General features: G+C 70.6%; 18 protein-coding genes and 1 tRNA gene. 10 read left to right on the top strand and 9 right to left on the bottom strand.

The window, feature by feature from the left end:
• Positions 1 to 82: 82 nt before the first annotated feature.
• The gene (gene dsdA, locus MUN33_RS09110; RefSeq protein WP_244804604.1) at positions 83 to 1,447 is read left to right on the top strand and encodes a D-serine ammonia-lyase; all 1,365 of its coding nucleotides are present in this window, start codon (positions 83 to 85) and stop codon (positions 1,445 to 1,447) included.
• Here the strand turns inward: dsdA and MUN33_RS09105 are convergent.
• A complete protein-coding gene (locus MUN33_RS09105) occupies positions 1,432 to 3,504 on the bottom strand; it encodes an NAD(+) synthase (RefSeq protein ID WP_244804603.1) in 2,073 nt (690 codons plus the stop codon). The two genes, dsdA and MUN33_RS09105, sit on opposite strands and share 16 nt — an antisense overlap.
• A 175-nt stretch (positions 3,505 to 3,679) precedes the next feature.
• On the opposite strand from MUN33_RS09105, the gene MUN33_RS09100 reads away from it, so the two are divergent.
• On the top strand, positions 3,680 to 4,612 hold the full coding sequence (locus MUN33_RS09100; protein WP_244804602.1) for a carbohydrate kinase family protein: 933 nt from the start codon (positions 3,680 to 3,682) through the stop codon (positions 4,610 to 4,612).
• A 73-nt stretch (positions 4,613 to 4,685) separates the two neighbouring features.
• Entirely contained in the window at positions 4,686 to 5,495 is an 810-nt protein-coding gene (locus MUN33_RS09095) for a crotonase/enoyl-CoA hydratase family protein (protein WP_244804601.1), read from the top strand.
• Between the two features lie 45 nt (positions 5,496 to 5,540).
• Here the strand turns inward: MUN33_RS09095 and gluQRS are convergent, their stop codons facing one another.
• Entirely contained in the window at positions 5,541 to 6,461 is a 921-nt protein-coding gene (gene gluQRS, locus MUN33_RS09090; RefSeq protein WP_244804600.1) for a tRNA glutamyl-Q(34) synthetase GluQRS, read from the bottom strand.
• Positions 6,462 to 6,527: 66 nt separating this feature from the next.
• Between gluQRS and MUN33_RS09085 the strand changes: the two genes are divergently transcribed.
• Genes MUN33_RS09085 through MUN33_RS14165 form a run of 3 tightly spaced genes read left to right on the top strand, consistent with a single transcriptional unit; the run spans position 6,528 to position 9,972 of the window.
• The gene (locus tag MUN33_RS09085) at positions 6,528 to 7,487 is read left to right on the top strand and encodes a hypothetical protein (RefSeq protein WP_244804599.1); all 960 of its coding nucleotides are present in this window, start codon (positions 6,528 to 6,530) and stop codon (positions 7,485 to 7,487) included.
• A gap of 48 nt (positions 7,488 to 7,535) precedes the next feature.
• Positions 7,536 to 8,237, top strand: coding sequence for a PadR family transcriptional regulator (locus tag MUN33_RS09080; protein ID WP_244804598.1), 702 nt, complete (start codon positions 7,536 to 7,538; stop codon positions 8,235 to 8,237).
• Complete coding sequence (locus MUN33_RS14165) at positions 8,212 to 9,972, top strand: ABC1 kinase family protein (protein WP_369414948.1); 1,761 nt, start codon at positions 8,212 to 8,214, stop codon at positions 9,970 to 9,972. The genes MUN33_RS09080 and MUN33_RS14165 overlap by 26 nt, the downstream gene beginning before the upstream one ends.
• 1 nt (position 9,973) lies before the next feature.
• On the opposite strand, the gene curA is transcribed toward MUN33_RS14165, so the two are convergent.
• On the bottom strand, positions 9,974 to 10,987 hold the full coding sequence (gene curA, locus MUN33_RS09070) for an NADPH-dependent curcumin/dihydrocurcumin reductase (protein WP_244804597.1): 1,014 nt from the start codon (positions 10,985 to 10,987) through the stop codon (positions 9,974 to 9,976).
• Positions 10,988 to 11,093: 106 nt separating this feature from the next.
• Between curA and tgt the strand changes: the two genes are divergently transcribed.
• Positions 11,094 to 12,407 carry a tRNA guanosine(34) transglycosylase Tgt gene (gene tgt, locus MUN33_RS09065; protein ID WP_244804596.1) on the top strand — a complete coding sequence of 438 codons (1,314 nt, stop codon included), beginning with the start codon at positions 11,094 to 11,096 and terminating at the stop codon, positions 12,405 to 12,407.
• Here tgt and MUN33_RS09060 read toward each other — a convergent pair.
• A complete protein-coding gene (locus MUN33_RS09060) occupies positions 12,365 to 12,856 on the bottom strand; it encodes a MarR family winged helix-turn-helix transcriptional regulator (RefSeq protein WP_244804595.1) in 492 nt (163 codons plus the stop codon). The genes tgt and MUN33_RS09060 overlap by 43 nt on opposite strands.
• Positions 12,857 to 12,946: 90 nt before the next feature.
• Here MUN33_RS09060 and MUN33_RS09055 point away from each other — a divergent pair, with 90 nt between their 5' ends.
• The 3 genes from MUN33_RS09055 to MUN33_RS09045 all read left to right on the top strand — a co-directional run bounded on the left by MUN33_RS09055 (position 12,947) and on the right by MUN33_RS09045 (position 15,097).
• Positions 12,947 to 13,732: an SDR family NAD(P)-dependent oxidoreductase gene (locus tag MUN33_RS09055; protein WP_255806704.1), complete on the top strand. Its 786-nt coding sequence runs from the start codon at positions 12,947 to 12,949 to the stop codon at positions 13,730 to 13,732.
• Between the two features lie 85 nt (positions 13,733 to 13,817).
• A complete protein-coding gene (locus MUN33_RS09050; protein ID WP_244804593.1) occupies positions 13,818 to 14,252 on the top strand; it encodes a carboxymuconolactone decarboxylase family protein in 435 nt (144 codons plus the stop codon).
• Positions 14,249 to 15,097 carry a sigma-70 family RNA polymerase sigma factor gene (locus MUN33_RS09045; RefSeq protein WP_244804592.1) on the top strand — a complete coding sequence of 283 codons (849 nt, stop codon included), beginning with the start codon at positions 14,249 to 14,251 and terminating at the stop codon, positions 15,095 to 15,097. The genes MUN33_RS09050 and MUN33_RS09045 overlap by 4 nt, the downstream gene beginning before the upstream one ends.
• 6 nt (positions 15,098 to 15,103) lie before the next feature.
• On the opposite strand, the gene MUN33_RS09040 is transcribed toward MUN33_RS09045, so the two are convergent.
• The 5 genes from MUN33_RS09040 to MUN33_RS09020 all read right to left on the bottom strand — a co-directional run bounded on the left by MUN33_RS09040 (position 15,104) and on the right by MUN33_RS09020 (position 19,092).
• Positions 15,104 to 17,563 carry an MMPL family transporter gene (locus MUN33_RS09040; protein WP_244804591.1) on the bottom strand — a complete coding sequence of 820 codons (2,460 nt, stop codon included), beginning with the start codon at positions 17,561 to 17,563 and terminating at the stop codon, positions 15,104 to 15,106.
• 143 nt (positions 17,564 to 17,706) lie between these two features.
• A tRNA-Ser gene (locus MUN33_RS09035) sits at positions 17,707 to 17,796 on the bottom strand.
• A gap of 48 nt (positions 17,797 to 17,844) precedes the next feature.
• The gene (locus MUN33_RS09030; protein WP_244804590.1) at positions 17,845 to 18,012 is read right to left on the bottom strand and encodes a hypothetical protein; all 168 of its coding nucleotides are present in this window, start codon (positions 18,010 to 18,012) and stop codon (positions 17,845 to 17,847) included.
• Between the two features lie 64 nt (positions 18,013 to 18,076).
• The gene (locus tag MUN33_RS09025; protein ID WP_244804682.1) at positions 18,077 to 18,505 is read right to left on the bottom strand and encodes a nucleoside deaminase; all 429 of its coding nucleotides are present in this window, start codon (positions 18,503 to 18,505) and stop codon (positions 18,077 to 18,079) included.
• Positions 18,506 to 18,555: 50 nt separating this feature from the next.
• Positions 18,556 to 19,092, bottom strand: a complete 537-nt coding sequence (locus MUN33_RS09020) for a tRNA adenosine deaminase-associated protein (protein ID WP_244804589.1) — start codon at positions 19,090 to 19,092, stop codon at positions 18,556 to 18,558.
• Positions 19,093 to 19,112: the final 20 nt, after the last annotated feature.

The following is a 19,112-nucleotide window of genomic DNA, read 5'->3' as shown; positions in this document are numbered from 1 at the left end:
CGATTTCGACCCCTGAATCGCCCGTTGCCTCTGCCACGCTGCAGGACGCTCTGCCACAACCCCCGCTCTACACTGGGACGCCATGCAGACTCTCCGGGATTCACTCCCCTCCGACCACGACCGGGCGGTGTTCGACGACCTCACGGCCGGCCGTCCCACGGTGTGGGCCCCGAACCGCACCACAGCCACAGACCCCGTCCCAGGGTCCGACCCCCACAACACCCACAGCACCCACAGCACCCTCGACGCCCTCGTCGACGCCGCGGACGCCCGCTTCCGCTGGTTCGCCCCACTGGTCGAGGAACTCTTCCCCGACACCCGGGACCTCGGCGGGATCATCGAGTCCCCGTTGACGAAGGTCGGGGCGCTCGGCGACGCACTCTCCCGCGAGTTCAACCGCCCACTCCCCCGTAACCTGTGGGTGAAGCGGGACGACGCCCTCGCGGTCAGCGGCTCGGTGAAGTCCCGGGGCGGGATCCACGAGGTCTTCGAGACGGCGCTCACCGTCACCGCGGAGTTGGGCATCGACCTGTCGGCCGGCCCCACGGTGTTCCTCGAGGAATCCGTGCGGGAACGGATGGCGACGCGCCGCATCGTCGTCGGTTCGACCGGCAACCTGGGGATGTCGATCGGCCTGATGGGCGCTGTGCTGGGGTTCTCCGTGGTGGTACACATGTCCCACGACGCCAAGCAGTGGAAGAAAGACCGGCTGCGGGCCTCCGGGGTGGAGGTCGTCGAGCACGACACGGACTTCACCGCCGCGGTCCACGCCGGACGCCTCGCCGCCGGGCAGGACCCGCACGCCCACTTCATCGACGACGAGAACTCCCGCAGCCTCTTCGCCGGTTACGCCGTCGCCGGCCGCAGACTCGCCGGCCAGTTGGCCGCGGCGTCGGTCCGGGTCGACGCGGGGCACCCGTTGACGGTGTACCTGCCCTGCGGGATCGGCGGGGCGCCGGGCGGCATCACGTACGGGCTGTCCAGAATCTTCGGCGACGACGTCCGATGCGTCTTCGTCGAACCGGTGGCGATGCCGGCGTTCCTGCTGGGCCGGCTCACCGGTCTGGATGACGAGGTCGGGGTGGCGGATATCGGGCGCGGGGAACCCACCGTCGCCGACGGGCTCGCGGTGGGACGCCCGTCCGGGTTCGTCGGGAGGACCGTCGGCGAGCTGGTCGCCAGCTACGCCACCGTCACCGACGACGACCTCCTGCGGGCGCTCGCCGTGGCGCACGACACCGGGGGACTGGCCCTGGAACCGTCGGCCTGTGCCGGCCTGGTCGCCACCGGGCGCCTCGGGGACGCCGACGCCCCGGGGACCCATGTCGCCTGGCTGACCGGTGGTTCACTCATGCCGGACAAGGAGTTCGCCGACCTGCTCGACGCCGGCCGGCGGCTCCTCCGTCAGCCAGGTCGGCCGGGTCAGCCTGTTCAGGCCGGCGGGTAGGCGCGGTCGAGCTCGGCGAGCCACGCGCGGGCGTTGCCGTCCGACGGGGCCCGCCAGTCACCCCGCGGCGACAGTGAGCCCGCCGGGGACACCTTCGGCCCGTTGGGCACGGCCGTGCGTTTGAACTGGGCGAAGCCGAAGAAGCGACGCAGGAAGGTGCGTTCCCACCGCACGATCGTGTCGAGGTCGTAGCAGTAGCGGTCCTCGTCCGGGAACCCGGCGGGCCACTGACCGGCCTCTGCGTCTTTCCAGGCGTGCCAGGCGAGGAAGGCGACCGTGGTGGGCCGGGTGCCGCGCAGCACGTGCCACAACGTGAAGTCGTGCAGCGCGTACGGTCCGATGGTGTCCTCGGTGGACTGCACCTGCCCGTCGGGGCCGGCGGGGACCAGCTCCGGGCTGATCTCGGTGTCCAGCACCGAGCGCAGGACCTCCGCGGCGTCCTCCCCGACCACGGTGCCGTCGGCGATGACCCACCGGATGAGGTGCTGGATCAGGGTCTTGGGCACACCGGAGTTCACCGCGTAGTGGCTCATCTGGTCGCCGACCCCGTAGGTGCACCAACCGAGGGCGAACTCGGAGAGGTCCCCGGTGCCCACCACGATGCCGCCGAGGTGGTTGGCCAGGCGGAAGAGGTAGTCGGTGCGCAGGCCCGCCTGCACGTTCTCGAAGGTCACGTCGTACACCGGCTCGCCGTCGCCGGCCGGGTGCCCCATCCGGGCGAGCATCTCGGTGGCGGCGGGACGGATGTCGAGGGTCTCGATCGTCGCGCCCAGTGCCTCCGCCAGCGCCACGGCGTTCGACTTCGTGTGGTCGGAGGTGGCGAAGCCGGGCATCGTGTAGGCCAGGATGTCGGAGCGTGGCCGACCGGTGCGGTCCATCGCCCGCGCCACCACCAGCAGTGCGTGGGTGGAGTCCAGGCCGCCGGACACCCCGATCACCGGGCGCGGGTTCCCGATGGCCTGCAGCCGCTGGACCAGGCCCGAGACCTGGATGTTGAAGGTCTCGTAGCAGTCCTGCGCCAGGCGGGCGGGGTCGCCGGGGACGAACGGGAACCGTGCGACGTCGCGGCGCAGGCCCACGTCCCCCTGCGGCGGGGCCAGCGTGAACCCGATGCGCCGGAACCGCGCGTCCGGACCTGCCTGCACGCTCCGGCGGTTGTCGTCGAACGTGCCCTGCCGCCGGCGCGCCGCGCGGAGTCCGCGGACGTCCACGTCGGCGATGCTGACGCGCGGGCCGTCCGGGAAGCGTTCGCTCTCCCGGAGCAGCACACCGTGCTCGTACACCATCGTCTGCCCGTCCCAGGAGACGTCGTTGGTGGACTCGCCCTGGCCGGCGGCGGCGTAGACGTAGGCCGCGGTATTCCGGTAGGACGCCGACCTGGCCAGCAGGTGGCGGTCGTCGGCACGCTGGACGGTGATCGGGCTGCCGGACAGGTTCGCCAGGACCGTCGCCCCCTGCAGGGCGGCGAGGGAGGACGGGGGCACCGGGACCCACATGTCCTCGCAGATCTCCGCGTGGACGGTGAGGTCCGGGACGTCCTGCGCCTCGAAGAGCAGGTCGGTGCCGAAGGGCACCTCCGTGTCCCCGACGCGGACCGTCGAGTCGGCGCCACGGACCTCGTCGCCCGGCGCGTACCAGCGGCGTTCGTGGAACTCTCGGTACGTCGGCAGGTGGGACTTCGGGGTGACGCCGAGGATCCGGCCCCGGTGGATGACCACGGCACAGTTGTACAGCCGGTTGCCGTGTGCCAGCGGGGCGCCGACGACGAGCACGGGGAAGAGCGTCTCCGAGGCGGCGACGAGCGTGGCCAGCGCGTCGGTGACCGCGTCGAGCAGGACGTCCTGCAGCACGAGGTCGTCGATGGCGTAGCCGGTGAGGCAGAGCTCGGGGAACACGGCGACGGCGACGTGGTCGTCGTGCAGGCCGCGGGCGGTGTCGAGGACGGCGCGGGCGTTCGTCGCCGGGTCGGCGACGGCGACCGGGACGGTGGCCGCGGCGACCCGGGCGAAGCCGTGGGTGTAGGCGCCGCCGTGCGGTGTGTGCTGCTGTTCGGACATGGGTACAGTCTGCCAGCCGACCCGGACACGGTGCCGACGGGCTCGGTCCCCTGCAGTCCGGGGCCGTCCGGGGGCCGCCCCCGTCGGTCACTACACTCGACCGGTGAGCGTGCGCGGTCGGTCAGTGGCCCCGCGTCCCCACCGTCTACCAACCGCCTACCAGGAGTGTGTCCGGATGCCTGCACAGATCGCCGTCATCGGCGAAGCACTTGTCGACGTGGTCGCCGACGGCACGGCCTTCGTCGGAGGGTCACCGCTCAACGTCGCGGTGGGGCTCGCCCGCCTCGGTCTGCCGGTCACGCTGCATACCCGCGTCGGCGACGACGGGTACGGCCGGCAGATCACCTCGCTGCTGGACAGTGAGGGCGTCACCCTCCCGGACGGTGCCGTGGACGACGGCCGCACCTCAGTCGCCGCGGTCACCCTCGACGACGCCGGGGTGGCGCAGTACGACTTCACCCTCGGCTGGTCCCTCCCCTCGCCCGACCTCACCGGGGTCTCCCTGGTCCACACCGGGTCGATCGGCGCCGTCCTCGAACCCGGCGGGGCGGTCACCCGGCGGGCCGTGGCCGCGGCGGGGTCCGGCGTGCTCCGCAGCTATGACCCGAATATCCGTCCGGACGTCATGGGGGACCCCGCCGCCACACGCGCGAAGGTCCGGGACCTCGCTGCCGCCTGCCACGTGGTGAAGTTCAGTGACGAGGACGCCCGGTGGCTCGCCGGCGACGGGACGGACGGGACGGTGGAGGACGTGCTGACGTCCGTCGCCGCCTCCGGCCCGCGGGTCACCGTGGTGACGCGTGGCGGGCAGGGGTGCACCGCGGTGGTGGACGGGCGGACCTACGACCTGGCTGCCCGTCCGGCGGAGGTGGTCGACACCATCGGCGCTGGGGACGCCTTCATGTCCGGGCTGTTGTTCGCCCTGGTCCGTGACGGTGTGGACCGGTCGCTCGTCACCGGGGCCCCGGTGGGCGACGGCCAGGTGCGCCGGGCCCTGGAGACCGCCCTGGCCAGCGCCGCGGTCGCCGTGTCCCGGGAGGGTGCCCAGCCGCCGTCACCCTCCGACCTGCCTGCCGACCTGCGCACTGACCTGCCCGCCGACGGCTAGCCGCGCCCCCGGCACGGGGGTCGTCGGTCGTTCCCCCACGGCCACCCCACCCGGTCCTCTAGCGTTGACCGGTATGAGTGACCTTCCCACCCTGACCATCACCGACGGGCCCGTCCGGATCGCCCACGTCCGGCTCAACCGTCCGGACAAGCTGAACTCGCTGACCCTGGAGATCCTCGACGAGCTGGTGGCCGTCACGCGCCGCATCCGGGCGGACCGGACGGTGCGTGCCGTGGTCCTCTCCGGGGAGGGACGTTCCTTCAGCGCCGGGTTGGACTTCGCTTCGGCGATGCGGAAGCCGTCGTCGATGGTGGCGTCGTTCCTGCCCCGTCCGTGGCGTGGGACGAACCAGTTCCAGGAGGCGTGCTGGGGGTTCCGGCGGCTGCCGGTGCCGGTGATCGCCGCGGTGCACGGTCACTGCTTCGGCGGTGGACTGCAGCTGGCGCTGGCCGCGGACTGGCGGTTCACCACCGCCGACGCCCAGTGGAGCATCCTGGAATCGAAATGGGGGCTGGTCCCGGACATGTCCGGGATGCGGACCCTGCCCCAGCAGCTGCGGGCGGACGTGCTGAAGAAACTGACGATGACCGGCGAGGTCGTCGACGGCCACGCCGCGGTGGAGTACGGGCTGGCCAGCGAGGTCGCCGAGGACCCGGTGGAGGCCGCCGAGGCCTTCGCCGCGGTCCTCGCCACGCGCTCCCCCGACGCCGTGGCCTACGCCAAGAGGCTGGTGGACGAGACCTGGACGTCCGGCCCGCGGGCCACGTTCTTCCGCGAGCGGATGCGCCAGGTCCGGCTGCTCGCCGAGAAGAACACGCGGACCGCGCAGAAGGCCGCGGCGGCGAAGGTCGCCCCGGTGTTCGGGCGGCGCTCGGTGCGGTGACACCCGTTGCGCTGACACCCGGCCCGCTGACTCAGCGCCGACCGCTCACCCCTGCCCCGTCCAGGTCACCGGTTCGTGGCTCAGCGACCGCGGGTCCTCCAGCGCAGCCTCCCCGATGGACCGGTCGATCCAGTCACGCGCGACCCGTCCCTTCTCCTCCAGGGTGTCGCCGGGCATGTCGCGCAGGGTGACCGCCCCGTCGCGCTTCGCCAGCCGTTCACCGGTGGGGCCGAGCACCAGGGGGACGTGCACGTACTCCACCTCCGGCAGGTCGAGCAGGTGCGCCAGGTAGGCCTGCCGCGGTGCGGAGCTGAGCAGGTCGTCACCACGGACGACCTGGTCGACACCGGCCAGGGTGTCGTCGACGACGACGGCGAGGTTGTAGGCCACGCCGGTGTCCGCGCCTCCCTGCCCGCCACGTCGCAGCACCATGTCGTCGACCTCGCCGGTGTGGCGTCCGCCCGGCACGGCGAAGGTCTCGCGCACCGTCCACTCGCCGACCTGCGCACGCAGCCGCAGGGAGGGGACGCGTCCCTCGGCGGCGAGGGCGTCGCGTCGTCGTTCCCGTTCGGCGTCGTCCAGGTCACGGCAAGTGCCGGGGTAGTGGCCGGGGACGGCGTGCGGTGCGCGGGCGGCCTCGCGGATGTCCTTGCGGGAGCAGTAGCACTCGTAGACCAGGCCGTCCTCCCGGAGGCGTTCCAGGGCGACCTCGTACCGGTCGACGGTCTCCGACTGGCGGGCGACCGCCCCACCCCAGGTGACGCCGACGGCCTCGAGGTCCTCCAGCTGCCGCTCGGCGGAGATCTCCGAGGACCGGGAGGCGTCGATGTCGTCGACACGCAGGACGAACCCGCGGCCGGTGGTGCGCGCCCACGCCTCGGCGAGCACGGCGGTACGCAGGTTGCCGAGGTGCAGGTCGCCGCTGGGGCTGGGTGCGTAGCGTCCGTTGGCCCGGAGGGAAGTCATGGTCTTCAGGATAACGGTGCCCGGCGCTACCGGACGGTGCCGGGGGTTTTCGGGGAGTATGGGGCCATGGGCATCGACCTCACCCTCGCGTCACGGTTCATGACCTCCCATGCCCGCGTCCTCGACCGTCGACGGTTCGAGGTCCTGACGACCGGCACCGGGCAGGACGCCGTGATCCGTGGCCTCGACGCCTACCGGAACCCTGACGGCGGGTACGGCTGGGGCCTGGAACCGGACCTGCGGGCGGCGGAAAGCCAGCCGGCCGGCGCGCTCCACGCCCTCGAAGCACTGGTCACCGCGGCTCCCGCGACATCGCCGCACACCGTTCCACTGCTCGACTGGCTGCAGTCGGTGACCCTCCCGGACGGTGGGTTGCCGTTCGCGTCGCCTATCACCGACCCGACCGGCTGTGCCCCGTTCTGGGTCGACTCGGCACAGGCGGTACAGGCGGGACACCCCGAATCCTCGCTGCAGATCACCGCGGCGGTCGCCGCACAGGCGCATCTGCTCGCCCGCACCGACGCAACCGTGCGGGACCACCCGTGGCTCGCGACGGCCACCCGCTACTGCCTCGACGCCGTCACCACCATCACCGGCAGCGCCTCCCCGCCGTTCGCGTACGTCCTCTCCTTCTCCCTACGGTTCCTCGACGCCGCCTGTGACAGCGGCGCCGCGGACGGCAGGGTGACCGCCGACCTGCTCAGGGACATGGCCAGGTTCGTGCCGGTGGACGGGGCGGTCCCCGTCGAGGGCGGGGCAGAAGGCGAAACGCTCCGACTCCTGGACTTCGCCCCTGTCCCGGGACGTCCTGTGCGGGAGTTACTCGACGTCCGGGCCGTCGTCGCGGACCTGGACCGGCTCGAACAGGCGCAGTGCGCCGACGGTGGCTGGCCGGTGGACTTCACCAGCTACTCGGCTTCCGCGTCCCTGGAGTGGCGGGGCCATGCGACGGTGCATGCGGTCGAGGTGCTCCGTGCCAACGGCCGGACGGAACGCTCCCAGGTGCCGGACAGCGAGCGCGGGTAGCGTTGATGTGGTCCACCGATCCGTCACCAGGCGCAGGGAGGCGCTGACATGGGATACCCTCACCAGAACCGATACGACGGCGCCCCGGACCCCGAGGCACTGTGGAACCTGCTCGACAACGTACGCGACTACCTGCCCTTCCAGGTCCCCGTCCCTGACCAGGGCGGACGACTGCACCGGTCCCGGCAACCGCACCGTCCGCAGCAGCCCGCCCGCAGTGTGCACGCCGCGGTCCTCGACGTCCTCTCCCACGGCCCCCGCCACGGCGGACAGGTCGTCCGGGAGATCGCGGAGCAGGACGGCGACGCTGCACCGGGGGCCGCCGAGGTCTACCCGGAGCTGCAGCTCCTCGTCGACGAGGGGCTGGCCACCGTGGAGGAGAGCGACGGCCGGCGGACCTACACCCTGACCGAGGCAGGACGTGCCGAGGCGGGCGAGGTCGCCGAGGACGCCTCCCCGGCCGCCGCGGCACCGTGGGAGGCGTTCACCCGGCTGTTCGACGGCCGCGGTGAGCTGCCGAAGGCGGGCGTGAAACTGGCTCAGGCGGTGCACCAGGTCGCCCTCAGCGGTACCGAGGACCAGCGCCGTCGCGCCACCTCGCTGCTCGACGAGACCCGTCGCCGGATCTACGGCATCCTCGCCGAGGACGGCGATCCAGACAGGGCCGACAGGGCCGACAGGGCCGACGGGGCCGACAGGGCCGACGGGGCCGACAGTGCAGACAGTGCCGGCAGCTCCGACGGGGCCTGACCGCCCCGGGCGGCGGGAGCTCCGCCGCCGCTACCGCCGCATCACCGCCTTCGGCCTGTGGCTGATGGTGCAGATGTGGTGGTTCGAGCTGGTGCTGCCACGTCTCGGCCTGCGCGCACTCAGCCGCCGTGGGCAGGAACGCCGGTTCGTCCGTGCGGCCGCCCGGTTCCGGGTGCTGGCCACCGGGCTCGGCGGGCTGATGATCAAGGTCGGCCAGTTCATGTCGACCCGTATCGACATCCTGCCGACGTCGGTCACCGGGGAGCTCGCCGAGCTGCAGGACAAGGTGCCCGCGGAGGACGCCGCGGCGATGGTCTCGTTGGCGGAGGACGAGCTCGGCATGCCGCTGTCGCGGGCGTTCGACGACGTCCGCCCGGAACCGTTGGCGGCGGCGTCCCTGGGGCAGGCGTACAAGGCCACGCTGCGGGCACAGGACGCCGCGGACGTCGGGTTCCGGGACGTGGTGGTGAAGATCCAGCGTCCGGGTATCGCCGACATCGTCGAGGTGGACCTGGCCGCGCTGCGGCGTATCGCCGGGTGGTTGTCGCGGATCCGGTTCATCGCCGCCCGCGCGGACGTCCCGGCGCTGGTGGAGGAGTTCGCCCGCACCAGTTACGAGGAGATCGACTACCTGCACGAGGCGGCGGAGGCCGACGCCTTCCTCACCGGTTTCCGTTCCGGGCCGGACGCCGACCCCGGCGTGGACGCCCCCGCCGTCGTGTGGGAACGCAGCACCCGGCGCGTCCTGACCCTGCAGGACGTCACGGCGGTCAAGGTCAGCGACGTCGACGCCCTGCGCGCCGCCGGTGTCGACCCGTCGCGGGTGGCGGCGACGCTCGCCGAGTCGATGTTCACGCAGTTGTTCGTGACCGGCCGTTTCCACGCCGACCCGCACCCCGGGAACATCTTCGTCACCCCGGACGCCTCCCGCGGCCCCGGCGGGTTCCGCCTGACCTTCATCGACTTCGGGATGACCAGCACCGTGGACGACGAGCTCAAGTCGCGGCTCCAGGACCTGGTGGTGGCCGTGGGCATGCAGGACGGCCCGGGCATGGTCACCGCGATGCAGCGCCTGGGGGTGGTGCTGCCCACCGCGGACACCGCTGAACTGCAGGTGGCGGTGACCGAGCTGTTCGCCCGGTTCGGCGGGATGGGGGTCATGGACCTGCAGCGTGTCGACCCCCGCGAGTTCGAGGACTTCGCCGCGCGGTTCCGGGACGTGATCCGCTCGATGCCGTTCCAGCTGCCGGAGAACCTCCTGCTGATCATGCGGGCGGTGTCGATGCTGTCCGGGCTGTGCTCCACCCTGGACCACTCGTTCAACATCTGGGATTCGGTGGAGCCGTTCGCCGCCCGGCTGGTCCGGGAGCGTGCCGGGGCCTCGGCGAAGGACCTGGCGCACCGCGCCATCGGCACGACGGCGGCCACGGTCCGGGTGCTGGGGCGGTTGCCCCACCGCCTGGACACGGCGATCACCATGATCGAGAGCGGCGACCTGTCGGTCAACACACCACAGGTCGAACGCCAGCTCAAGCGCCTGGAGCGCGCGGCGGTGCGCGTGGTCGCGGCGATCGTCTTCGTCGGGCTGGTCGTCGGTGGCGCGGTGCTGCGCGGTGGTGACGGCGGGGCCGCGCAGACCGTGGGCACCACGATGATGGTGCTGTCGCTGCTGCCGTTGGCGTATGCGCTGTTCGGCGGGCTGGCGGGTGGCCGGGGCAGCAGGGACAGCCCCTGACTCAGCTGACCTTCACGACGAGCTTGCCGAAGTTCTTCCCCTCGAGCAGCCCGATGAACGCCTCGGGGGCGTTGTCGAAGCCGTCGACGATGTCCTCGCGGTAGGCGATGGTGCCGTCGGCGACCTTTGGCCCGATCTCGGCGAGGAACTGCGGGTAGTACTCGTCGGCGAACTCGTTCTGGATGAACCCGCGGATCAGCAGGCTCTTCGCCAGGACCGCACCCATGGTGGCCGGCAGGCGGTCACTGTCGCCGGTACCGGTGGCGTTGTACTGGGCCACCAGGCCGCAGACCGGCACGCGGGCGAACGTGTTCAGCAGCGGCAGGACTGCGTCCCACACCGTACCGCCGACGTTCTCGTAGTACACGTCCACGCCGTCGGGGCAGGCCTCGGCGAGCTGCGCGGCGAAGTCGGGGTCACGGTGGTCCACCACCGCGTCGAAACCGAGTTCGTCCCGGACGAAGGCGCATTTGCGCGGGCCGCCGGCGATGCCGACGGCGCGGGCCCCGGCGAGCTGGGCGAGTTGTCCGACCATCGAGCCGACGGGGCCGGACGCCGCGGCGACGACGACGGTCTCTCCCTTCTTCGGCCGGCCGATGACCGTCATCCCGGCGTAGGCGGTGAACCCGGGCATGCCCAGGACGCCGAGGGCGGCGGTCGCCGGGGCGCCGTGGGTCTGCAGGGTCCGGACCCGGTCGGCGGGGACCACGGCGTGGGTGCACCACCCGGTGTGGGCGCGCACGAGGTCGCCGACCTCGAAGTCGGGGTGGCGTGACACGGTCACCTCGGCGACGGTCTCGCCCTGCATCACGCCGTCGACGGGCACCGGCTCGGCGTAGGATTTCGCGGCACTCATCCGGCCGCGCATGTAGGGGTCGAGGGAGAGGTACGTGACCTTCAGTTCGAGTTCCCCGTCGCCGACCTGCGGCAGGGTGATCTCCTCGGTGCGGAAGTTCTCCGCGGTCGGCGCCCCGTGCGGGCGGCTGGCGAGGACGATCTGACGTGCAGTGGTCATGGAGGCTTCTCCTTGGGAGGTACGGTAGTGTCCGCCCGCCGAGGGTAGCGGCGGAACCTGTCAGCGGCACACAGGTTGCCGGGGAGGTCGGATAGAATGACCGACCATGACTGAGCCCGCCGTCTCCCCGGCCCCTGCAGCGCAGGACACGACCTTCGACCTCGGCACCCGGGTCGGTTCCGTCGACGGCGCACCTGTCCACGGCCGCACGGGGGTGATCCACACACCGCACGGTGACATCCACACCCCGGCGTTCATCCCGGTCGCCACGAAGGCGACGGTGAAGACGCTGACGCCCGAACAGGTCCGGTCCACCGGTGCGGAGGCGATGCTGTCGAACGCCTACCACCTGTACCTGCAGCCGGGTGAGGACATCGTGGACACGGCAGGCGGGGTCGCGGCGTTCGAGAACTGGCACGGCCCGACCTACACCGACTCCGGCGGGTTCCAGGTGATGAGCCTGGGTGTCGGGTTCAAGAAGGTGCTGGCGATGGACGTCGCGGACCTCACCGAGGGCGACATCCGGGCGGCGAAGAAGGAACGCATGGCCCTGGTGGACGAGGACGGCGTGGACTTCCGCAGCATCATCGACGGCTCGACGCACCGGTTCACCCCGGAGAAGTCGATGCAGATCCAGCACGGGCTGGGTGCGGACATCATGTTCGCCTTCGACGAGCTGACCACGCTGGTGGACACGCGCCGCTACCAGGAGGAGTCGGTGGAACGGACGCACCGGTGGGCGCGACGCTGCCTCGTGGAGCACGACCGGTTGACCGTCGAGCGCAGTCACCGGCCGTTGCAGTCCCTGTGGGGTGTGGTGCAGGGGGCCCAGTACGAGGACCTGCGACGACAGGCGGCGCGGGGCCTGGTGGAGCTGTCGCGGGAGGCGGAGGACGCCGGACGCCGTGGGTTCGGCGGGTTCGGCATCGGCGGCGCCCTAGAGAAGGAGAACCTCGGGACGATCACCGGCTGGGTCTGCGACGAGCTGCCGGAGGACAAGCCCCGTCACATGCTGGGGATCTCGGAGCCGGACGACCTGTTCACCGCGATCGCGGCGGGCGCGGACACCTTCGACTGCGTGGCACCGACCCGGCTGGCGCGTCGTGGCGGGGTGTACACGCTGGACGGACGCCTGAACCTGATGGCGGGCCGCCACCGCCGTGACTTCATCCCCGTCGACGGCGAACTGGGCGGGTACGTGTGCGAGAACTACACCCGGGCGTACATCCACCACCTGCTGCGGGCGAAGGAGTTCCTGGCGGGCACCCTGTGCACCCTGCACAACATCCACTTCATGGCGACGCTGACCCGCAATATCCGGGCCTCCATCGAGGAGGGCCGTTTCGAGGAGTACCGCGACGAGTTCCTCGGCCGCTACTACGCCGACACTCCCCCGGAGCTGCGCGGGCGCCAGCCCTGACCCTCGCGTATCGTGCCGGTGATCTGCCGGGTGATCTCGGAGAGCTGCGAGACCTGGGTGTCCGTCAAGGCATCGAAGACGAGGCGCCGGACGAGGGCGACGTGGCCGGGCTCCGCAGCACCCACCGCCTTCTTCCCGGCAGCCGTCAGAGTAGCTACGGTGACACGACCGTCCGACGGATCAGGCATGCGGGACACCCACTCCCGTTTCTCCAACCTGGCTACCGCCCGTGACAACCGTGACAGTGTGCTGTTGGCGTAGTCAGCGAGCTGGCTCATCCGGAGCGTGGACTCCTCGGCCTGCGAGAGCGCGTAGAGGATCCCGTATTCGAAGTGGCTGATCCCGGAGTCCCGTTGCATCTGTTCATCGAGCGCCGCAGGCAACCACTCCAGGAGCGTTGCCAACGACGCCCATGTCTCGAGTTCAGTGCGGTCGAATGTCTCGGGCATGGCACCATCCTACGCACTTACTTGAACGGGAAAGTGATCGGACGTAGCATTCACTTTCCTAGGAAATTAAACATCGGACGACGGGACACCATGGATCTTCGACTCACCGGAAAACGTATCTTCATCAGCGGATCAACCCAGGGAATCGGCTTTGCCGTGGCATCCGCCTGCGCTGCCGAAGGAGCAGACGTCGTGGTCAATGGCCGTGAGCCGGCCCGCGTGGAGTACGCCGTCACGAAACTGCAGGCTGACGCTCCAAACTCACGGGTATCCGGCATCACAGCCGACCTCTCCGTCACAGAGGCCGTGCAGTCACTGCTCGTCGACCTCGGCGCCGTAGATGTCCTCGTGAACAACGTCGGACAGTTCGACGTCCGTCCCTTCATGGCGACCGGCGACGAAGAATGGCAACGATACGTCGATGTCAACCTGATGAGTGGCGTGCGTCTGGCGCGCGGCTTGCTGGACGGCATGCTTACCCGGAACTGGGGCCGCGTGATCTTCATCGGCACGGAGTCGGCAGTGAACGTACCCGGTGACATGATCCACTACGGGGCAACGAAGGCTGCGTCGCTGGCCGTGAGTAACGGGCTGGCGAAACTGACCCGTGGCACCGGTGTCACCGTCAACACCGTCCTCGGCGGACCGACATACTCGGACGGCGTGGCACACGTCGTGGAGGCAATCGCCTCGGCACAGGCGGTGCCGACGGACGACCTGAAGCAGGACATGGTGCCGGGCACCTCACTGCTGCAACGCTTTATCGAACCCGAGGAGGTCGCCGACCTCGTGACCTTCCTCGCCAGCCCTCGGTCGTCCGCGATCAACGGTGCCGCACTGCGGGCGGACGGTGGAGTTCTCACCACCCTTACATAACCGCTGACCTGCGACTTGTCACGGATACACTGCTGATCTCGTCTTCCCTGGGACATCCGGCTCACCCCACGGTAAGGAGACGACCATGACCCACCTCGACCTGATGAAGACCCACAAACGTACCTACGCCGCGGCGGGGGCCTTCGAATTCGCCGCCCGCAGCGGCCTCGACCGTCGGACCCGGCTGCTCGTCGAGCTGCGCGCGTCCTTCCTCAACAGCTGCAGCTTCTGTATCGGGATGCACTCCGACGAGGCACTGAAGCACGACTTCGGCCAGGACTGGATCGACGCGGTCCGCGACTGGACACCGGACGGCACCGACACCCGGTTCAGCACGTCCGACAACCTCGTCCTGGCCTTCACCACGGCCGGCACCAGGCTCAGCGAGGACGCCGACTTCGACGTGGCCCTGCAGGAACAGGTGGTCGAACACTTCGGGGAGAAGACCACCGGCGCGCTGATCAGCGAGATCGCGGCGATCAACATGTGGAACCGGCTCGGCGTACTCTCGCAGAAATGACGACCACCCCGACCTGGACCCGGGAACGCCCCCGTCTGCTCGGCCTGGCGTACACCGTGCTCGGCACCTGGGAGGACGCCGAAGACGCCGTCTCGGAGGCGTGGCTGCGCCTGCACCGGGTCACCGGTACGGCGCAGGAACCGCAGGACGTGCCGGCCTGGTTGACGGTGGTGGTCTCCCGCCTGTCCCTCGACGCGGCGACGACCGCGGCGAAACGCCGCGAGACCTACACCGGGCCATGGCTCCCCGAGGTCGTCGTCGCGGACACCGCCGACCGCGTCGTCCTCGGGGAAGGCGTCGACCTGGCGTTCGTCCGGATCCTCCAGGAGCTCCGCCCGGTGGACCGGGTGATCCTCGTCCTCGCCGAGGTCGCGGACATGTCCCACCAGGAGATCGCCGGGGTCGTCGGCAGCACCCCGGCGGCCACCCGCCAGCGGTTGCGCCGGGCACGCGCCACACTCGCCGGACCCCACGGAGAGGAGACCGACCCGGCGCCACGGCTCGTCGACCGGGCCACCCTGGACGCGCTCGCCACCGCCCTGGACGCCGGCGACCTCGGCAGCCTCGTCGAACAGTTGTCGGAGGGGTGCGTCCTGTGGACCGACTCCGGTGGTCTTTCGCGGGCGGCCCGTAACCCCGTGTACGGCGCCGACCGGGTCACCCGGTTCCTCACCGGTCTGGTCGGAAAGTACGGGATGCCCCGGGTGTCGGTCGTCCACACCGTGGCCGGCCCGGCCCTGCACGCCGTCTCCACCGACATGACCAGGGTGGTCTCCCTCGAACTCACCGGCGACGGGCGGATCGGCGGGATCCAGGTCCAGCAGAACCCGGGGAAGATCCACTGACCGGTGTCAGTCCTCCATCCGCCGGACCTTCCCGGTGGCGTAGGCGTCCTCGAGCTTGGCACCCTCGACGTCCACGGAGGGGAGCATGCGGTCCAGCCACCGCGGCATGTACCAGGTGGCGCGCCCGCAGAGGAACATCAGCGCGGGGATCAGGGTCATGCGGATGAAGAAGGCGTCGAACAGCACGCCGACGCCCAGGGCGAACCCGAAGATCTGGATGAACGGCAGCGGCTGGGCGATGAAGGAGGCGAAGACGCAGATCATGATCAGCGCCGCGGCGGTGACGACCTTCGCACCCAGCCCGAACCCGCCGATCACGGAGTCCTCGACGGCGTTGTACCTGCTGGTCTTCGCCGCCTCGTGACTGTGCAGGGTGAACCGCTCCCGCATCCGCGAGACGATGAACACCTGGTAGTCCATCGCCAGGCCGAAGGTGACGCCGATGAGGAAGATCGGCATGAAGCTGATCAGCGGGCCAGGTGAGCTGATCAGGCCCCAGAGCCCCTCCTGCCAGAACAGGACGGTCACACCGAAGGCCGCGCCGACGGAGAGCAGGAACCCGGCGGCGGCCATCACCGGCACCATCAGCGAGCGGAAGACCATGAGCAGCAGTACCAGGGCCAGGCCGACGACCAGGGCGAGGTAGACGGGCATGGCGTCGGACAGCCGGTCGGTGACGTCCTGCTGGATGGGGACCAGGCCGGTGATGCCCATGTCCACGCCGGTCTCGTCCTCCAGCACCTGCTGCTGCGACCGGAGCTGCTGGATCAGCTGGGCGGTGCGCTCGTCGGTCGGGCCGGTCTCCGGGGTGACGAGGATCTGCGCGGTCGAGCCGTCCTCGGACGCGCCGATGAGCTGGGCGTGCTTCACGCCCACGTTGTTGCCGAGCCGGTCCTTCACCGTGACGAACGCGGCCTGGGCGGGCTCGATGCCGGCGGAGACCAGTGGTGACAGGGCGGCGGAGTCCGGGTCCACGTCGTCGGTGTTCACGATGACGAGGAACGGCGAGTTACGTCCCGGCCCGAACCCCTCCTCCAGCATCTCCGCGGACTGCCGCTGTGTGCTGTCCACCGGGGAGGTCTTGTCGGACGGCAGGGAGAGCTGCAGGTTCATCGCCGGCAGGGTCAGCAGGACCAGTGAGACGACCACGACCAGCAGGAAGCCGCCGGGTGCACGGTGGACCAGCTGGACCCACCGGGTCCCCGCCGACGTCCCTGCCGACGTCCCGGATGACGGCGCCCGACGTGCCTTCTTCCCGTGCCGGCGGCGGGCGCGACGCTCCGCCACCGCGGCGTCGGCCTCCTCGAGGCTTATGCCCCCGCGCACCTTCGCACCGGTCGCGGCGTCCTTCCGGAACACCCGGTCGCCGAAGGCGCCGAACAGGGCGGGCACCAGGGTGAGCGCCACGAGGACGGAGAGCAGCACCGTGGCCGCGGCGGCGTAGCCCATGTAGGTGAGGAACTCGATGTCGGCGACGCGCAGCCCCACCAGCGCGATGATCACGGTCAGCCCGGCGAAGACCACCGCGGATCCCGCGGTGCCGACCGCCAGGCCCGTCGCGTCGGGTCTGGACCGTCCGTGCCGGAGTTCGTCGCGGTAGCGGCTCATGATGAACAGGGCGTAGTCGATGGCCACGGCGAGGCCCAGCATGATGCCCAGCACCGGGGTGATGTTGTTCAGCGGGGCGAGGGCGGTGGCGCCGGTGATGCCCAGCGCGCCGAGGCCGACACCGACGACGGCGCTGATCAGCGGCATGCCGGCGGCGATGAGGGAGCCGAAGGTGATGAACAGGATGATGAAGGCCGCCAGCAGGCCGACGGCCTCGCTGATCGGTTCGATGACGATGGGGTCGCCGAAGCCGGCGCCGCCGGCCTCGGCCTTCAGCCCGGCGTCGCGGGCGATGTCGAGGGCGTCGTTGACGGCGTCCTTGTCGGCCGGGGTGACGTCCGCGGGCAGGTCCACATCGAAACCGAAGGAGGTGGTGCCGGTCCGCCCGTCGGGGCTGAGTGTGGCGACGTTGGCGGCGTCGGCCTCGGCGACCGCCCGGGGCAGCCCCATCTCGGTGGAGGTGTCGATGACCGTCCGGGACTGTTCGTCGTTGTAGACGACCGGGTTGCCGAAGGACGAGTCGTCGCCGAAGTCCTCGACGTTGGCGCGGACGGCGGCGACGACCTCGTCGAGGACGCCCATGTACTTCTCGTCGCTGAGCTTCTCCCCCTCCGGGGCCTGGAAGACGAGGTTGACGTCCGCCGCTTCGGCGGGGTTGTCGGTGCCGGGGAACTCGTCCATGAGCATCTCGGTGGCGTGCTGGGACGGCACGCCGTCGATGCTGAAGACGTCGTTGTAGCCCTTCTGCAGCACCATCGACCCACCGCCGACCGCGGCGAGCAGCACCGCCCAGATCCCGATGACGAGCCACCGCCTCAGGTAGGACCACCGGCCGAGTCGGAACAGGAAAAGAGCCACGGAGAGGTCAGCCTTCCACGTAGGAGCACAGTGCGAGAGACAATCCTAGTCCTTCTGCGGCCCTGCCTCCGCCGCATACGCCCTGTTCGCAGCGGATCCACAGCAACGAGAAGAACCCTCCCGGTGTCCCGGGAGGGTTCCTGTGGCGGTGGCGGAGGGATTTGAACCCCCGGTCGCTGTTACACGACGCTCGCTTTCGAGGCGAGTACCTTCGGCCGCTCGGTCACGCCACCGCGGACTAGGCTACATCACCTGCGGCCCAACCGGCAAAACGCCGGTCGTCAGCTGCCGGAGAGCTTGTCGAGTCCGCTCTTCAGTGCACCCTTCGCCTTGTCCGCCTTGTCGCCGTCGACGACCTTGTCGATGGCCTCGCCGGCCTTCTTCTCGACCTGGTCGCGGTTGTCGTTGACGGCCTTCTTGGCCTTGTCGGCCATTCCACCGATATCCATGATGCTCATCCTCCGTGAGGGACGTCGACTGGGATCGTGCTCGGACGCACTCCAGGATAGCCGGTCAGCGCCGTCGGCGGAAGAAGTCGCTGAGCAGGACCTCGCACTCGTGTGACAGCACACCGCCACGGACCGCGACGGTGTGCAGCGGAGACTCCCGGGCCACGTCGACCACCGAACCGCACGCCCCGGTGCGTGGTTCACGGGCACCGAAGAGGATGCGTCCGACCCGGGCGCCGACCGCCGCGCCGGCGCACATGGCGCAGGGCTCCAGGGTGACGACGAGGGTGCAGTCCTCCAACCGCCATGCGTCGCCGTGGGCCCGCGCCGCGGCGCGGAGGGCGAGCACCTCGGCGTGTGCGGTGGGGTCGGCGTCGGACTCCCGACGGTTGGTGGCACAGGCCAGTTCCCGCCCGTCGGGGCCCAGGACGACGGCGCCGACGGGGACGTCGACCTGCGGTGTGGAACGGGCGACGGTGAGCGCCCGTCGCATCAGGGCGTCGTCGCGGACGTCGCGGAGGGGGCGGGGCAGCCCGGTGCCGGTCACTCCCACCCGGTGTACCCGAGACCGTCGAGGACGTCGGCGAGGTCGTCGTCGAAGCCGAGCTCCTCGGCGACGCGCATGAGCTGCTCGGTAGCGAGCATGTTCCCGTCGTCCAGGATCACCGAAAGCACCTGCTCGCTGACGCCGAGGTCGGCGAGGATGTCGAAGTCGCCCTCGGGCCAGGGGGCGTCGGGGTCGTCGGCGTTGTCGATGTCGTCGTCGGTGGGTCCGTCCACGTCGAGTTCGGCGAGGATGTCCCGGGCAAGGTCGATCCCGGGTTCGTCGTCGTCCTCGACGACCACGGAGGCGTCGCTGAGCAGCAGCTGGGGACCACGCGGGCCGGGGCGCACCAGCGCGCACCAGTCGTCCTCGACGCAGACGACGCCGAGCAGCACGCCGGCGGCACGCAGCCGTCCGAGCCCGGCCAGCAGGGGCCGCAGCCCGTCGGGGACGCTCTTCTCCAGGACGCGCAGGCGCCACGACGCGCCGCCGGTGTCTCCCTCGGCGAGTTCGGCTGCGAGGACGAATCCACTCATGGTCGCTAACCGTAGTCGCA

Source organism: Corynebacterium kalidii (genome assembly GCF_022869005.1).
GTDB lineage: Bacteria > Actinomycetota > Actinomycetes > Mycobacteriales > Mycobacteriaceae > Corynebacterium > Corynebacterium kalidii.
The sequence above is the reverse complement of the archived record's forward strand: the minus strand, read 5'-3'. Positions and strand labels throughout refer to the sequence as shown.

Bases quoted from the DNA above. Each gene is read 5' to 3' on its own strand.
- curA (WP_244804597.1), bottom strand. From the start codon at position 10,987: ATGACCACTGCACGTCAGATCGTCCTCGCCAGCCGCCCGCACGGGGCG.
- MUN33_RS09050 (WP_244804593.1), top strand. From the start codon at position 13,818: ATGACCCACCTCGACCTGATGAAGACCCACAAACGTACCTACGCCGCG.
- MUN33_RS09100 (WP_244804602.1), top strand. From the start codon at position 3,680: ATGCCTGCACAGATCGCCGTCATCGGCGAAGCACTTGTCGACGTGGTC.
- MUN33_RS09095 (WP_244804601.1), top strand. From the start codon at position 4,686: ATGAGTGACCTTCCCACCCTGACCATCACCGACGGGCCCGTCCGGATC.
- MUN33_RS09025 (WP_244804682.1), bottom strand. From the start codon at position 18,505: ATGCGACGGGCGCTCACCGTCGCCCGTTCCACACCGCAGGTCGACGTC.
- MUN33_RS09080 (WP_244804598.1), top strand. From the start codon at position 7,536: ATGGGATACCCTCACCAGAACCGATACGACGGCGCCCCGGACCCCGAG.
- MUN33_RS09045 (WP_244804592.1), top strand. From the start codon at position 14,249: ATGACGACCACCCCGACCTGGACCCGGGAACGCCCCCGTCTGCTCGGC.
- gluQRS (WP_244804600.1), bottom strand. From the start codon at position 6,461: ATGACTTCCCTCCGGGCCAACGGACGCTACGCACCCAGCCCCAGCGGC.
- dsdA (WP_244804604.1), top strand. From the start codon at position 83: ATGCAGACTCTCCGGGATTCACTCCCCTCCGACCACGACCGGGCGGTG.
- MUN33_RS09085 (WP_244804599.1), top strand. From the start codon at position 6,528: ATGGGCATCGACCTCACCCTCGCGTCACGGTTCATGACCTCCCATGCC.
- MUN33_RS09105 (WP_244804603.1), bottom strand. From the start codon at position 3,504: ATGTCCGAACAGCAGCACACACCGCACGGCGGCGCCTACACCCACGGC.
- MUN33_RS09030 (WP_244804590.1), bottom strand. From the start codon at position 18,012: ATGGATATCGGTGGAATGGCCGACAAGGCCAAGAAGGCCGTCAACGAC.
- MUN33_RS09055 (WP_255806704.1), top strand. From the start codon at position 12,947: ATGGATCTTCGACTCACCGGAAAACGTATCTTCATCAGCGGATCAACC.
- tgt (WP_244804596.1), top strand. From the start codon at position 11,094: ATGACTGAGCCCGCCGTCTCCCCGGCCCCTGCAGCGCAGGACACGACC.
- MUN33_RS09060 (WP_244804595.1), bottom strand. From the start codon at position 12,856: ATGCCCGAGACATTCGACCGCACTGAACTCGAGACATGGGCGTCGTTG.
- MUN33_RS09020 (WP_244804589.1), bottom strand. From the start codon at position 19,092: ATGAGTGGATTCGTCCTCGCAGCCGAACTCGCCGAGGGAGACACCGGC.